The sequence below is a fragment of the Streptomyces sp. NPDC104096 genome (assembly GCF_055584385.1).
Genome location: NZ_JBVJMD010000001.1, coordinates 175574 through 189012, shown reverse-complemented (window position 1 = coordinate 189012; position 13439 = coordinate 175574). Strand labels below are relative to the sequence as shown.

15 protein-coding genes and 1 tRNA gene are annotated in these 13439 nt (G+C 70.3%); 3 read left to right on the top strand and 13 right to left on the bottom strand.

Features of this window, described 5'->3' with window-relative positions; translation table 11 throughout:
* Positions 1-168: 168 nt before the first annotated feature.
* The 9 genes from rplL to ACZ60B_RS00905 all read right to left on the bottom strand — a co-directional run bounded on the left by rplL (position 169) and on the right by ACZ60B_RS00905 (position 5861).
* Positions 169-552, bottom strand: coding sequence for a 50S ribosomal protein L7/L12 (gene rplL / locus ACZ60B_RS00945; RefSeq protein WP_469383538.1), 384 nt, complete (start codon positions 550-552; stop codon positions 169-171).
* 122 nt (positions 553-674) lie between these two features.
* Entirely contained in the window at positions 675-1205 is a 531-nt protein-coding gene (gene rplJ, locus ACZ60B_RS00940) for a 50S ribosomal protein L10 (protein ID WP_351602441.1), read from the bottom strand.
* A 316-nt stretch (positions 1206-1521) separates the two neighbouring features.
* Positions 1522-2391, bottom strand: coding sequence for an SCO4651 family lipoprotein (locus tag ACZ60B_RS00935; protein WP_469383118.1), 870 nt, complete (start codon positions 2389-2391; stop codon positions 1522-1524).
* A 139-nt stretch (positions 2392-2530) separates the two neighbouring features.
* Entirely contained in the window at positions 2531-3256 is a 726-nt protein-coding gene (gene rplA, locus ACZ60B_RS00930; RefSeq protein ID WP_351602437.1) for a 50S ribosomal protein L1, read from the bottom strand.
* A gap of 86 nt (positions 3257-3342) precedes the next feature.
* On the bottom strand, positions 3343-3777 hold the full coding sequence (gene rplK, locus ACZ60B_RS00925; protein ID WP_037627044.1) for a 50S ribosomal protein L11: 435 nt from the start codon (positions 3775-3777) through the stop codon (positions 3343-3345).
* Positions 3778-3888: 111 nt separating this feature from the next.
* Positions 3889-4401, bottom strand: coding sequence for a hypothetical protein (locus ACZ60B_RS00920; protein ID WP_469383116.1), 513 nt, complete (start codon positions 4399-4401; stop codon positions 3889-3891).
* Positions 4402-4445: 44 nt separating this feature from the next.
* On the bottom strand, positions 4446-5309 hold the full coding sequence (gene nusG / locus ACZ60B_RS00915; protein ID WP_469383115.1) for a transcription termination/antitermination protein NusG: 864 nt from the start codon (positions 5307-5309) through the stop codon (positions 4446-4448).
* Between the two features lie 81 nt (positions 5310-5390).
* The gene (gene secE, locus ACZ60B_RS00910) at positions 5391-5678 is read right to left on the bottom strand and encodes a preprotein translocase subunit SecE (protein WP_152888556.1); all 288 of its coding nucleotides are present in this window, start codon (positions 5676-5678) and stop codon (positions 5391-5393) included.
* 110 nt (positions 5679-5788) lie between these two features.
* A tRNA-Trp gene (locus ACZ60B_RS00905) sits at positions 5789-5861 on the bottom strand.
* Positions 5862-6143: 282 nt separating this feature from the next.
* Between ACZ60B_RS00905 and ACZ60B_RS00900 the strand changes: the two genes are divergently transcribed.
* The 3 genes from ACZ60B_RS00900 to ACZ60B_RS00890 all read left to right on the top strand — a co-directional run bounded on the left by ACZ60B_RS00900 (position 6144) and on the right by ACZ60B_RS00890 (position 9260).
* Positions 6144-7370 (top strand): pyridoxal phosphate-dependent aminotransferase, encoded by a 1227-nt coding sequence (locus ACZ60B_RS00900; RefSeq protein ID WP_469383111.1) that lies wholly within the window; start codon positions 6144-6146, stop codon positions 7368-7370.
* Positions 7371-7509: 139 nt separating this feature from the next.
* Entirely contained in the window at positions 7510-8631 is a 1122-nt protein-coding gene (locus tag ACZ60B_RS00895; RefSeq protein WP_469383109.1) for an adenosine deaminase, read from the top strand.
* Complete coding sequence (locus ACZ60B_RS00890) at positions 8628-9260, top strand: NAD(P)-dependent oxidoreductase (RefSeq protein WP_469383107.1); 633 nt, start codon at positions 8628-8630, stop codon at positions 9258-9260. The genes ACZ60B_RS00895 and ACZ60B_RS00890 overlap by 4 nt, the downstream gene beginning before the upstream one ends.
* 48 nt (positions 9261-9308) lie before the next feature.
* On the opposite strand, the gene ACZ60B_RS00885 is transcribed toward ACZ60B_RS00890, so the two are convergent.
* From ACZ60B_RS00885 to ACZ60B_RS00870, 4 genes are all read right to left on the bottom strand, one after another.
* Positions 9309-10364 carry a UDP-N-acetylmuramate dehydrogenase gene (locus ACZ60B_RS00885; RefSeq protein ID WP_469383106.1) on the bottom strand — a complete coding sequence of 352 codons (1056 nt, stop codon included), beginning with the start codon at positions 10362-10364 and terminating at the stop codon, positions 9309-9311.
* Between the two features lie 206 nt (positions 10365-10570).
* On the bottom strand, positions 10571-12082 hold the full coding sequence (locus ACZ60B_RS00880) for an MFS transporter (RefSeq protein ID WP_469383105.1): 1512 nt from the start codon (positions 12080-12082) through the stop codon (positions 10571-10573).
* 147 nt (positions 12083-12229) lie between these two features.
* Entirely contained in the window at positions 12230-12799 is a 570-nt protein-coding gene (locus ACZ60B_RS00875; RefSeq protein WP_469383103.1) for a TetR/AcrR family transcriptional regulator, read from the bottom strand.
* Positions 12800-13004: 205 nt separating this feature from the next.
* Positions 13005-13433, bottom strand: a complete 429-nt coding sequence (locus ACZ60B_RS00870) for a MaoC family dehydratase (protein ID WP_450662738.1) — start codon at positions 13431-13433, stop codon at positions 13005-13007.
* Between the last annotated feature and the right edge of the window lie 6 nt (positions 13434-13439).

Below are 13439 nucleotides of genomic sequence, written 5' to 3'. Positions count from 1 at the left end.
GAAGATCACCATACTCGCCGGGCCCTCCGGTGCAAGGAGGCCGCCACCCGGCCCCTCGAACGCCGAAGAGCGACCACCCAGATGGATGATCGCTCTTCGGTGCGTTCGCGTTACAGCCCCAGAAGGCCGTAATCAGCGTGCAGACGAGGTCCAGGGGACCTCGAGGTGTTACTTGACCTCGACGGAGGCGCCGGCGCCCTTGAGGGACTCGGCGGCCTTCTCGGCGGCGTCCTTGGCGACCTTCTCGAGGACGGGCTTCGGGGCGCCGTCCACGAGGTCCTTGGCCTCCTTCAGACCCAGGGAGGTCAGCTCACGCACGACCTTGATGACCTGGATCTTCTTGTCGCCCGCACCGGTGAGGATGACGTCGAACTCGTCCTTCTCCTCCTCGGCCTCGACCGGGGCACCCGGGGCGCCCGGGGCGGCCACGGCGACCGCGGCGGCGGCGGTGACGTCGAACTTCTCCTCGAACGCCTTCACGAACTCGGAGAGCTGGATGAGGGTCATGCCCTCGAACTCGGCGAGCAGTTCGTCCTGGGTGAGAGCCATGATGGCTTTCCTTCCACTAAATCGGCTGGTGCCGGATGTACATGTATGGCGGGCGTACGTTCGGCCCGCTACGACCTCCGCCCCCGGCGGGGAGCCTTAAGGCGGCGGTCATTTCGCGAGCCGAGTTACTCGGCACCGCCCTGCTCGTCGACCTTGGCACGGAGCGCGTCCACGGTGCGGACGAGCTTCGAGGGAAGCGCCTGGAAGAGCTGTGCAGCCTGCGTCTGCTTGCCCTTCATGGCGCCCGCCAGCTTGGCGAGCAGAACCTCGCGGGACTCGAGGTCCGCAAGCTTCTTGATCTCGTCGGCGGACAGCGCCTTGCCGTCAAGGACACCGCCCTTGATGACGAGGTTCGGGTTGTCCTTGGCGAAGTCACGAAGACCCTTCGCCGACGTCACCGGGTCACCGGTGATGAAGGCGACCGCCGTCGGACCGTTGAACAGGTCGTCGAGCGTGTCGATCCCGGCCTCGTTGGCCGCAATCTTGGTCAGCGTGTTCTTCACCACGGCGTACTGGGCGTCTTCACCGAGCGAACGGCGCAGCGTCTTGAGCTGCGCCACGGTGAGACCCCGGTACTCGGTCAGCACAGCGGCGTTCGAGCTACGGAACTGGTCCGCGAGCTCGGCTACCGCGGCAGCCTTGTCGGGCCTTGCCATGAGCGTGGCCTCCTTCCGGGTGATGAGGACCGCTCAGAAGGGGCTGAACAAACGAAACGCCCCGGCGCAGGCGCACGGGGCGTAGCTCGACCGGGCGTACATGGCGCGAACCATGAACTCCGGGAGCATTTCCACGGTCACCTGCGCGGGTCGTCCACTGTCAGCGGATCCTTCGGCCACCGCGCCCTCTCGCGAGCACACGGCAACGACCAGCGGTCTTTGGCTTCGGCAAGAGAGTACGTGAGCGGGCCACCGTCAGGCAAATCCGCCCGTACGGGGCTCACGCCCGGCCGGGAGCCGCCCTGGAACCGCGCGCTCACGGGGTGGTCTTCTGCTGCTTCACCAGGTCCTCGAAGTCCTGGGTGTCCGCGGCCGGCGGCCGTCGTACCGAGAGCCGTACGCCGTAGTCGCGGTAGTGGGCGGTCTGGGTCATCAGGCCCGTCGACATCCGCGCCTCCTCCACCTTCTTCACCAGCAGGTCGCGGTCGTCGACCCAGATGTCCAGGGTCTCGCCGGTGACCCCGGCCGCGGTGAGCTGCTCGCGCAGCGCGCCGTCGGCGAGAGCGGCCACCTCCACCGTCCCCGTGTAGTGCCGGGTGCGCACGCCGTCCACCGTCTCCTCCCCGGCCGCGCGGACGTCCCCGGAGGCCAGCAGGAGCCTGACCGGGGGGACGGGGGCGGTGTTGCGGAGCTGGTCCTTCAGATACCTGCCCGAGTCGCCGGGCAGGGCGTCCAGGTCCGCGTAGTCGTACCTGATCCAGTGCCGGCCGCCCATCTGCCGAGCGAACCGGGTGCCGACCTGCGCGTAGTACGCGTCGGGCAGCAGCCGGGCCTCCATCGTGGTGGTGCCCAGCCTGCGCATGGTCGCGGCCAGTTCGCCGCCGGTGTACGTGATGCGCAGGGTGCCGGTGGAGTCGCCGGCCCAGTCCAGGGCGCCCTCGGTGCGGGTGGAGAGCATGGCGCCCATCACCGTGGCCGAGGTGATCCGCGCGGAGCCGGCCCGGACGGTGGCCGTCTCCACGGCGCGCAGCGCGGCCGCCGTACGGGCGTCGGGGTGGTGCGGGGCGCTGTCGGACTCCGCGGGCCCCGAGTCGCCGTCCCGGCCGGCGGTGCAGCCCGTGAGGGCGGTCAGGACGGCCGCGAGGAGCAACGGGAGGACACCGCGCCCGACGAGTCTGTCCCTCATCCGTACCCCCCTCGTCTCCCCCGTGATCTTCACGCTAACCCGGCGCCGCGGAAAGGGCACGGGTGTGCGCGGAAACAGGGACGGGCCCCGCACCTGGAAGAGGTGCGGGGCCCGTGACCGACCGGGGTGAGCGTCAGGCTCAGACCGCCGCCGGGTCCTCCTCGACGAGGAGGTTGCGGGTGCGGTTCGGGTCGACCGGGATGCCGGGGCCGATCGTGGTGCTGATCGCGGCCTTCTTGACGTAACGACCCTTGGCGGCCGACGGCTTCAGACGAAGGATCTCGTCGAGCGCGGCGCCGTAGTTCTCCACCAGCTTGGCGTCGTCGAAGGACACCTTGCCGATGATGAAGTGCAGGTTCGAGTGCTTGTCGACGCGGAACTCGATCTTGCCGCCCTTGATGTCGTTGACAGCCTTGACGACGTCCGGGGTGACGGTGCCGGTCTTGGGGTTCGGCATGAGACCACGGGGGCCGAGGACGCGGCCGAGGCGGCCGACCTTGCCCATGAGGTCAGGGGTGGCGACGACGGCGTCGAAGTCCAGACGGCCCTTCGCAACCTCGTCGATCAGTTCGTCGGAGCCGACGATGTCGGCGCCCGCAGCCTCTGCGGCCGCAGCACGGTCACCGGTCGCGAAGACCAGGACCCGGGCGGTCTTGCCGGTGCCGTGCGGCAGGTTCACGGTGCCACGGACCATCTGGTCGGCCTTGCGCGGGTCGACACCCAGGCGGAAGGCGACCTCGACGGTGCCGTCGAACTTGCTCGTGGAGGTCTCCTTGGCGAGACGGACGGCCTCGAGCGGGGCGTAGAGCTTGTCCCGGTCGATCTTGGCGTCCGCAGCGCGGAGAGACTTGCTGCGCTTGCTCACTACTGCTCCTGTGTGTTCTTGAGGAGTCGTGGTACGGGCCGAGCAGGCCCCGCCACGGTTCTACGAAGGTGCTACGGGGCTGAGGTTCAGCCTTCGACCGTGATGCCCATGGAACGGGCGGTGCCGGCGATGATCTTCGCGGCGGCGTCCAGGTCGTTGGCGTTGAGGTCGGGCATCTTGGTCGTGGCGATCTCGCGGACCTGCGCCTCGGTGATCTTGGCGACCTTGGTCTTGTGCGGCTCGCCGGAGCCCTTCTCGACACCCGCGGCCTTGAGGATCATCTTCGCGGCCGGCGGAGTCTTGGTCACGAAGGTGAAGGAACGGTCCTCGTAGACCGTGATCTCCACCGGGATGACCCAGCCACGCTGCGACTCGGTCGCGGCGTTGTAGGCCTTGCAGAACTCCATGATGTTGACGCCGTGCTGACCGAGCGCGGGGCCGACCGGCGGAGCCGGGTTCGCCGCACCGGCGTTGATCTGGAGCTTGATAAGCCCCGTGACCTTCTTCTTCTTGGGAGGCATGTGCTCTCTCCGGGTCCTAGTGAGAGTTTTCAGCCTCCGTCCGCTTAATCCGGATGGAGGCATACCGCACTACGGTAGCCGATGGCCACCCGGCACAAGAAATCGAGCTGGTCAGGCGGGTTCCACGGGGGTACGGCGCCGCACCTCGAGCACCGTCCACGACAGCCCCACGACCAGGAATATCGCACCGAACAGTCCGATGACCCCGGTCACTTCGTCGGCCCTGCCCAGCCCCTGGTCCTCCACGGCCGCCGTCGGGTCCGAGGGCAGATAGCGGACGACGACCGACCGCCCCTCCCGGTCCGTGTGGTAGTCCCTGACGGCGGTGAAGGGGGGCAGCTCCGCCTCCACCTTCCGCCCGTCGACCTCGATCCCGGCCCAGCAGCGGTGCCGCCAGCAGTTCTCCGCACCACCGTGGTGGAAGACGCCGACCGCGCGCACACCGTCCTTCTGGACGGACGTGATCCGCGCCCACTGGGTGACTCCCACCCAGCCCGCGCAGGCGAGCAGCGCGGCGCCCAGCAGCAGGAACACGCCGGCCACGAGAAAGGGCCGAGGGCGCCCGGACCGCGCGGGCTGTGCCGCACTGTCCGAGGCGCCCTCGGCCGCTATGTCACTCGTCACTACCCGGATCCCCCCGATCCCGGCCGGTGTTCTTCGAGGACGGTTCAGTTCTTCTGGATCTGGTCGAAGGAGAGCTCGACCGGCGTCTCGCGGCCGAAGATCTCCACCAGGCCCTTGACCTTCTTGGAGTCGGGGTTGATCTCGTTGATGGTCGCCTGGAGCGTGGCGAACGGACCGTCGGTGACGGTGACCGAGTCGCCGACCTCGAAGTCCAGCACCTGGACCTCGACCTTGCGCTGCGGCGCCGGCTTGCCCTCGGCCTCGGCGGCCTCGCGGGCGGCCTTCTCCTCGGCCTCCGGGGCGAGCATCTTGACGATCTCGTCCAGGGTCAGCGGGTACGGGTCGTAGGCGTTGCCCACGAAGCCGGTGACGCCGGGGGTGTTGCGGACGACGCCCCAGGACTCGTTCGTCAGGTCCATGCGCACCAGCACATAGCCGGGGAGCTTGTTCTGGCGGATGGTCTTGCGGTCGCCGTTCTTGATCTGGACGACCTCTTCCTGCGGCACCTCGGCCTGGAAGATGTAGTCCTCGACGTTCAGCGAGACGGCGCGCTGCTCCAGGTTGGTCTTCACGCGGTTCTCGTAGCCGGCGTAGGTGTGGATCACGTACCACTCGCCGGGCAGGGAGCGCAGCTCCTGGCGGAGGGCCTCGACGGGGTCGACGGGCTCGGCCTCCTCCTCGGCGGCCTCGTCCTGCGCGGCCTCCTCGGAGTCGTCCTCGTCGGACTCGTCTTCCTCGGACTCGTCCTCGTCCAGGGCGGGCAGCGCGGCCTCCTCGGCCGGCTCGTCCGTCTCGGCTTCCGCAGCCTCGAACTCGTCCTGCTCGTCCGCGCCCTCGACGATGTCGAGCTCGTCGTCCACGGACTCGTCCGGCTCGATGGCGTCGTCGTTCAGGTTGGCGTCAGGCACTGTGGCTGCTTCTTCCTGGATACATAGGGGTGGAACACGCGAAAGGGACGCCGGTAACCGCGGCGCCCTTCGCTGGTCGGCTCAGCCGAAGACGTACTTGGCTCCATGGCTGAGCCCATAGTCAATCACGGTGACCAGAGCGATCATGATCGCAACGAAGAAGATCACCACGGTGGTGTACGACGTCAGCTGGTTGCGCGTCGGCCAGACGACCTTGCGCAGCTCCGCGACGATCTGCCGGTAGAAGAGGGCGAGTCGCTTCAGCGGGCCCTTCTTGGCGCGCTTACCACCCTTGCGGGGCTTCTTCTTGGACTCGAGCGCCTCGTCCTGGGCATCAGGCATGTCGATGGAGCCCACGGCGTCCGCCATTCGTCCTCACCTGATTCCGGGTCGTGGCCGTGCCGCGCCCGGTCTGAGCCGCACGGCGGTGCATTACTGTACGTACATGCGCACACATCACTGGCGAATGGTGTGTGTAGCAGGGCCGGAGGGACTTGAACCCCCAACCGCCGGTTTTGGAGACCGGTGCTCTACCAATTGAGCTACGACCCTTTGTGTGTCCCCAACGTACCGCATCCGGACGGGTGCTCGGTGTGCACCCGATGAGCGCGGGCCGCTGAAGGCCAACGAGGTGAGAGTGTACGTGGTCCGGGGCCGGGCGTCGAACAGAAAGTGCCCGTGGGAGCGCCAAGAACGGAAGATCACCGGACGGGTGACGGAAGATCACCCAGGCCACCGCGGGATTCCGGACTGGTGTTCAAGAGTGCGCCCGGTCCTGTTCAGTCTGTGAAACCAGCGTGCCGGGGGCGTTTCCGGTCTGAAACGATGGGGTCCATGAGCGCTGCAACCCCTCCCACCGAGCGCCGGGTCTCCGCCCGCATCGGCGCGATCTCCGAGTCCGCCACCCTCGCCGTGGACGCCAAGGCCAAGGCCCTGAAGGCCGCCGGGCGTCCGGTGATCGGATTCGGCGCCGGCGAGCCCGACTTCCCGACTCCCGGCTACATCGTCGAGGCGGCCGTCGAGGCCTGCAAGAACCCGAAGTTCCACCGCTACACGCCCGCCGGCGGCCTGCCCGAGCTGAAGGCCGCCATCGCCGCGAAGACGCTGCGCGACTCCGGCTACGAGGTCGACGCCTCCCAGATCCTGGTGACCAACGGCGGCAAGCAGGCGATCTACGAGGCGTTCGCCGCGATCCTCGACCCGGGTGACGAGGTCATCGTCCCGGCGCCGTACTGGACCACCTACCCGGAGTCGATCCGCCTGGCCGGCGGTGTCCCGGTCGAGGTCGTCGCCGACGAGACGACCGGTTACCGGGTCTCGGTGGACCAGCTCGAGGCGGCCCGCACCGAGAACACCAAGGTGCTGCTCTTCGTCTCCCCCTCCAACCCGACCGGCGCGGTCTACACCCGCGAGCAGATCGAGGAGATCGGCCGCTGGGCCGCCGAGAAGGGCCTGTGGGTCCTGACCGACGAGATCTACGAGCACCTCGTCTACGGCGACGCGGAGTTCCACTCCCTGCCGGTGGTCGTGCCCGAGCTGGCCGACAAGTGCATCGTGGTCAACGGTGTCGCCAAGACGTACGCCATGACCGGCTGGCGCGTGGGCTGGGTCATCGGCCCGAAGGACGTCGTCAAGGCGGCCACGAACCTCCAGTCGCACGCCACGTCGAACGTCTCCAACGTGGCCCAGGTGGCCGCCCTGGCCGCCGTCTCCGGCGACCTGTCGGCCGTCGCCGAGATGCGCGAGGCCTTCGACCGGCGCCGCAAGACGATCGTGCGGATGCTGAACGAGATCGACGGCGTGCTCTGCCCCGAGCCCGAGGGCGCGTTCTACGCCTACCCGTCGGTGAAGGGCCTGCTGGGCAAGGAGATCCGCGGCAAGCGCCCGCAGGACAGCGTGGAACTGGCCGCGCTGATCCTGGAGGAGGCCGAGGTCGCGGTCGTCCCGGGCGAGGCCTTCGGCACACCGGGCTACCTGCGGCTGTCGTACGCGCTCGGTGACGAGGACCTCGTCGAGGGCGTCAGCCGGATCCAGAAGCTGCTGGCCGAGGCGCGGGACTGAGGTCCCGCCCACCCAGGCCGCAAGGGGCACCCGGGACATCGGTCCCGGGTGCCCTTTCCTTCGTGCTCCTTTGTACGGGCAGGACCACGATCGGGGAAACCGCTACCGGGACGGCGGGAACGTACGGCAGGATCTTTGGATGGAGAGCTCTTCAGGGGGGCACCCCCCGAACCCCCCGCATGTACGTGATGTCTCCGAGCTGCCCAAGGCCCATCTGCATCTGCACTTCACCGGGTCGATGCGACCCGGCACGGTGCTGGAGCTCGCCGACAAGTACGGGGTGCGGCTGCCCGAGGCGCTGACCGAGGCGCTGACGAGCGGGGAGCCGCCGAGACTGCGGGCGACCGACGAGCGGGGCTGGTTCCGCTTCCAGCGCCTGTACGACGCGGCCCGCTCGTGCCTGCGGCAGCCGGAGGACATCCAGCGACTGGTCCGGGAGGCGGCCGAGGAGGATGTGCGGGACGGCTCGGGCTGGCTGGAGATCCAGGTCGACCCGACCTCGTACGCACCGCGCCTGGGCGGGCTGATCCCGGCGCTGGAGATCATCCTGGACGCGGTGGACACCGCGTCGCGGGAGACCGGGCTCGGTATGCGGGTCCTGGTGGCCGCGAACCGTATGAAGCACCCGCTGGACGCTCGCACGCTGGCCCGTCTGGCGGTGCGCTACGCGGACCGGGGGATCGTCGGATTCGGGCTGTCGAACGACGAACGCCGGGGCATGGCACGGGACTTCGACCGGGCGTTCGCCATCGCCCGCGAGGGCGGACTGCTGGCGGCGCCGCACGGCGGCGAGCTGACCGGCCCGGCCTCGGTACGCGACTGTCTGGACGACCTGGACGCCACCCGGATCGGGCACGGGGTGCGCGCGGCGGAGGACCCGCGGCTGCTGAAGCGGCTCGCCGACCGCGAGGTGACCTGCGAGGTGTGCCCGGCCTCGAACGTGGCACTCGGCGTCTACGAGAAGCCGGAGGACGTCCCGCTGCGCACCCTGTTCGAGGCGGGCGTCCCGATGGCGCTGGGCGCCGACGACCCGCTGCTGTTCGGCTCCCGGCTGGCCGCCCAGTACGACATCGCCCGCCGCCACCACGCCTTCACGGACGCGGAGCTCGCGGAACTGGCCCGGCAGTCCGTACGGGGTTCGGCGGCGCCGCAGGACGTGAAGGCGAGGCTGCTGTCGGGGGTCGACGACTGGCTGACCGCCGAAGGCCCTCCCGAGACCCCTGGGACCCCTGAGACTTCTGGAGCTCACCGAAGGTCATGAACCTCACCGTTCTCGGTGCCACCGGAGGCATCGGTCAGGAGATCGTCCGCCAGGCGCTGGCGGCGGGGCACCGGGTCACGGCCGTGGTCCGGGATCCCGCCCGGCTGACGGTCACCGGCGCCGGCCTGGAGGTGGTCCGCACGGACCTGTCCGCCCCGGAGACGCTGCGGCCCGCGGTGGCCGGCCGGGACGCGGTCCTGTCCGGGCTCGGGGCCCGCAGCCGCAGGGACGCCGGGGTCGCGACCCGGCTGACCCGGACCGTGCTGGAGGCCATGGAGGCGGAGACGGTCCGGCGGCTGCTCGTGGTGAGCGCGGGGCCGGTCGGGCCCGAGCCCGAGGACGAGGGCTTCGTCGACCGGATCGTGCGCGGCCTGGTCTCGGCGGCCCTCAAGGACGTCTACGCCGATCTGCGCGCCATGGAGGCCGAGCTGGCCCGCAGCGCCACGGACTGGACGGTCGTACGACCGCCCCGGCTCCAGGACAAGCCGCTCACCGGGACGTACCGCACGGTGATCGGCGGTTTCCCACCCGGGGGCCGCTTCATCGCCCGCGCGGACGTGGCCCACGCGATGCTCACGATGACCGGGGACCCGGCGACGGTGGGACAAGGGGTGGGCGTGGCGTACTAGAGACAGGGTCGGCCCCCTGTCGGGGCCGAAGGGGGCCCGGGCGGTCGGCTACAGGCCGGTTCCCACCATCACCGGCTCGTTGACCAGTGTGATCCCGAACACCTCGCGAACCCCCCCGATCACCTCGCGGGCGAGCGCCAGCAGGTCCTCGGCGGTGGCCGTGCCGCGGTTGGTGAGGGCGAGCGTGTGCTTGGTGGAGATGCGGGCGGGCCCGGTGCCGTAGCCCTTGGTGAAACCGGCCTTGTCGATCAGCCAGGCCGCGGAGGTCTTGGTGTGCCCCTCCCCCGCCGGGTAGGCGGGCGCCTCCACGTCCTCGCCCAGGTGCTCGCGCACCCGCGCCCGGAACACGGCGAAGTCGGCGTCGGTGAGGATCGGGTTGGTGAAGAAGGACCCGGCGGACCAGGTGTCATGGTCCTCGGGGTCCAGGACCATGCCCTTGCCCGCGCGCAGCTTCAGCACGGTCTCGCGGGCGCGGGCCAGCGGTACGCGGTCGCCGGGCGCCACGCCCAGCGCCCGGGCGGTCTCGGCGTAGCGCAGGGGCGCGGAGAGGCCGTCCGCGTCCTCCAGCTCGAAACGGACGCGCAGTACGACATACCGCTCCGGGTCGGCCTTGAAGCGGCTGTGCCGGTACGAGAAGACGCAGTCGGCGTTCGTGAGGGCGACCGTCTCGCCGGCCCGGCGGTCGTAGGCGATGACCTCGGTGATCGTCGAGGAGACCTCCTGCCCGTACGCCCCCACGTTCTGGATCGGGGTCGCGCCCGCCGATCCGGGGATGCCGGCGAGGCACTCGATACCGGCGAGCCCGGCTTCCACCGCGCGGGCGACGGCGTCGGTCCAGATCTCGCCGGCGGCCAGCTCCAGCGTCGTCCCGCGCAGCTCGAACCCACGGGTGGCGATGCGCAGCGCGGTCCCGGCGAAGCCCTTGTCGCCGATGACGAGGTTCGACCCGCCGCCGATGACCAGCAGCGGCGTGCCGCCGTCGTCGGCCTCGCGGACGGCCGCGATCACCTCGGCGTCGGTCGTCGCGGTGACCAGCCGGGTCGCGGGACCGCCCAGCCGGAAGGTGGTCAGCGGGGCGAGGGGGGCGTCGTGGAGTTCCTGCACGCGCCCAAGACTACGAGACGGCACCGACGGCCCGGCCCACCCGCCACCGGTGCCGCCTCTGCCGCCGGTGGCACGGCGTACGCGTGCGTACCCCTCGCGCCCGGCACGCGCGCGTACCGCCTGTTCCCCGCGCCCGCACCCACGCGTACGGCCCCGTCGCCGTGGACGGGGCCGTACGCGGTCGTCGTACACGCGCGTGCCTGTTCTCAGTGCGCGGTGGGCTCCAGAGCCTCGACGGGACGCGCCGCCGTGCCGTCCGCCGTGCCGTCGGCCGCACCCGCCGCCGGAGCCGCGGCCCGGTCCGTCGCCGGAGCGGTCCGCCGTCCGGCCGGGATCAGCAGCGCCGCGATGCCCGCCAGGACCACCGCACCGGAGCCGGTGACCAGGGCGGGCCGCAGGCCGTCGACGAAGGCCTCGGCGGACTCGTAGCCGCCCCGGGCCGAGAAGATCGAGGCCATGACGGCGATGCCGAGCGCACCGCCCACCTCGCGCAGGGCGTTGTTGGCGCCGGAGGCGATGCCCTGCTCCTTGGGCCGGACGCTGGACATCACCAGGTTGGCGGCCGGGGCGAAGTAGAGGGCCATCCCGATGCCGCTCAGGATCAGGCCGGGCAGCTGGACGGCGTAGGAGGCGTCGGCGGTGACCACGGAGGCCAGGTAGCCGAGGCCTGCGGCCTGGAAGAAGAGGCCGGTGGCGACGACCGGACGGCCGCCGACGCGGTCGGAGAGGATCCCGGCGATCGGCGCGACGAGCATGGGCATGCCGGTCCACGGCAGCATCCTCAGGCCGGCCTCGGTGGGCGAGTAGCCCAGCACGCCCTGCATGTACTGGCTGAGCAGGAAGATCGAACCGAACATCCCGAGGAACATCAGCATGCTCGCGGCGTTGATCCCGGCGAAGGCGCGGGAGCGGAACAGCCGCATCGGGAGCATCGGGTTCGCGGCGCGGCTGCCGTGCAGCACGAACCCGGCCAGCAGCGCACCGCCCGCGGACAGTCCGGTCAGGACGAGGGAGCTGGTCCAGCCGTCGGAGGGCCCGCGGACCAGGCCGTAGACGATGCCGAAGAGGCCGCCGCTGGCGAGCAGGGTGCCGGGGAAGTCGAGCGGGGCGCCGGCGCCGTAGGACTCGGCGAGGCGCAGGCGGGCGAGCGGGAGCAGGGCCAGACCCAGCGGGACGTTCAGCCAGAAGATCCAGTGCCAGGAGATGTGTTCGGTGAGGCTGCCGCCGATGAGCGGCCCGGAGGCGACGGCGAGCCCGTTGACGGCACCCCAGATGCCGTACGCCATCCCGCGCTTGGCGGCGGGCACGGCCGCCGTCAGCAGGGTCAGCGTCAGCGGCATCATGATCGCCGCGCCGACGCCCTGCACGGCGCGGGCGGCGATGAGGGAGCCGATGCCGGGCGACATGGCCGCTGCGGCGGACGCGGCGGTGAAGACGGCGAGCCCGGCCAGAAACATCCGGCGCCGCCCGAAGCGGTCGCCGAGCGCCGCGCCGAACATCAGCAGGACGGCGAAGGTGAGCGTGTAGGCGCTCACGGTCCATTCCAGGTCGCCCAGCGCGCCCCCGAGGTCCTCCCGGATGGAGGGCAGGGCGGTCGTGACGACGAGGTTGTCGAGGGCCGCCATGAATCCGGCGACGCTGGTGATGACGAGGGCCCACACGGTTCCCCCACGACGTGCGCCGTGCGCCGTCTGCTGTTCCGCGGTCTGCTGTGACATCGCTCCCCCAGAGCGTCTTTTTCGTTCCCGACAGTCGAGGCGTGCTGGAAGTTAGTTATTGATGACTAACTTTCCTGCCCATGGGAAAGCCCCCGCGCTCGGCCTTCCCTTCCACCCGCCGCTTTCCCACCCGCGCTTCCCCATCCGTCACTTCTCCAGCCGGCCCTTGAGGCGGGCCTCCGGATAGAGCCCTTCCCACACCCGGTGCTCGGGCGGAAACCCCATGGCCACCAGGCAGTTGATGAGCATGCCGTACGCCATGAAGGTGGTCGTCTCCCCGACCTCCGCACCGAGCGACAGGTGCACCGTGTCCCACAGGAGCATCCAGCCGGCCCGTACGGACTCGCCGAACTCGTGATCGCCGGCCTGTTCCGCGGCGGCCACCGTGACGAACATCTGCATCTGCATCTGCAGCTGCTCGGGCCGCTCGGCGATGAGCGCCGTATAGGCGTTCGCCATGGCCCGCAGGGCCTCCTCGCCCTCCAGTCCCTCGGCCGCCTCCGCGAAGGTGCGGGTCACGTCCGCCGTGCAGCGCTCCACGGCGGCGAGGAAGATCGCCTTCTTGCCCGGGAAGAGCCGGAAGAGATACGGCTGCGAGACGCCGACGCGCTTGGCGATCGCCTCGGTCGACGTGCCGTAGTAGCCGCCCGTCGCGAACTCGGCCGTCGCCGCGCGGATGACGCTCTCGCGCCGCTCTTCTGCACTCATCCTGACCACGAAACGAAGTTAGTACTCAATCACTAACTTGGTCAAGGGGTCGTCGACGGGACCCGTACGTCAAGTCGCCGCCCCCATGCGTGAGGGGCGCCTCGCCGTCGAGTGCGCCCCTCACCGCATGTACGCCGTCCACCGGGCGCCTGCCGCGCCCCTCGGGCATCAACCGTCCACCGGACGGCTGCCGTCCGCCGGACGCCCGTCGCCGTCAGGCCAGCCGCACGACCGCCCGGGACATGCCCAGCACCTTCTGTCCGGCGCACATGGCCGTCAGATCCACGCGCACGGTGTCGTCGTCGAGCTTGGCCGCGACCTTGGCGCTGACCTCCACGGTGGCGCCCTCGTCGTCGTTCGGGACGACCACGGGCTTGGTGAACCGGACGCCGTACTCGACGACCGCGCCCGGGTCGCCGGTCCAGTCGGTGACCACCCGGATCGCCTCGGCCATGGTGAACATGCCGTGCGCGATCACGTCCGGGAGGCCGACCTCCTTGGCGAACTTCTCGTTCCAGTGGATCGGGTTGAAGTCGCCGGAGGCCCCCGCGTACCGGACCAGGTCGGCGCGGGTCACCGGGAAGGTCTGCGCGGGCAGCTCGGTGCCGACCTCGACGTCGTCGTAAGCGATCTTCGCCGTCATCGGTTC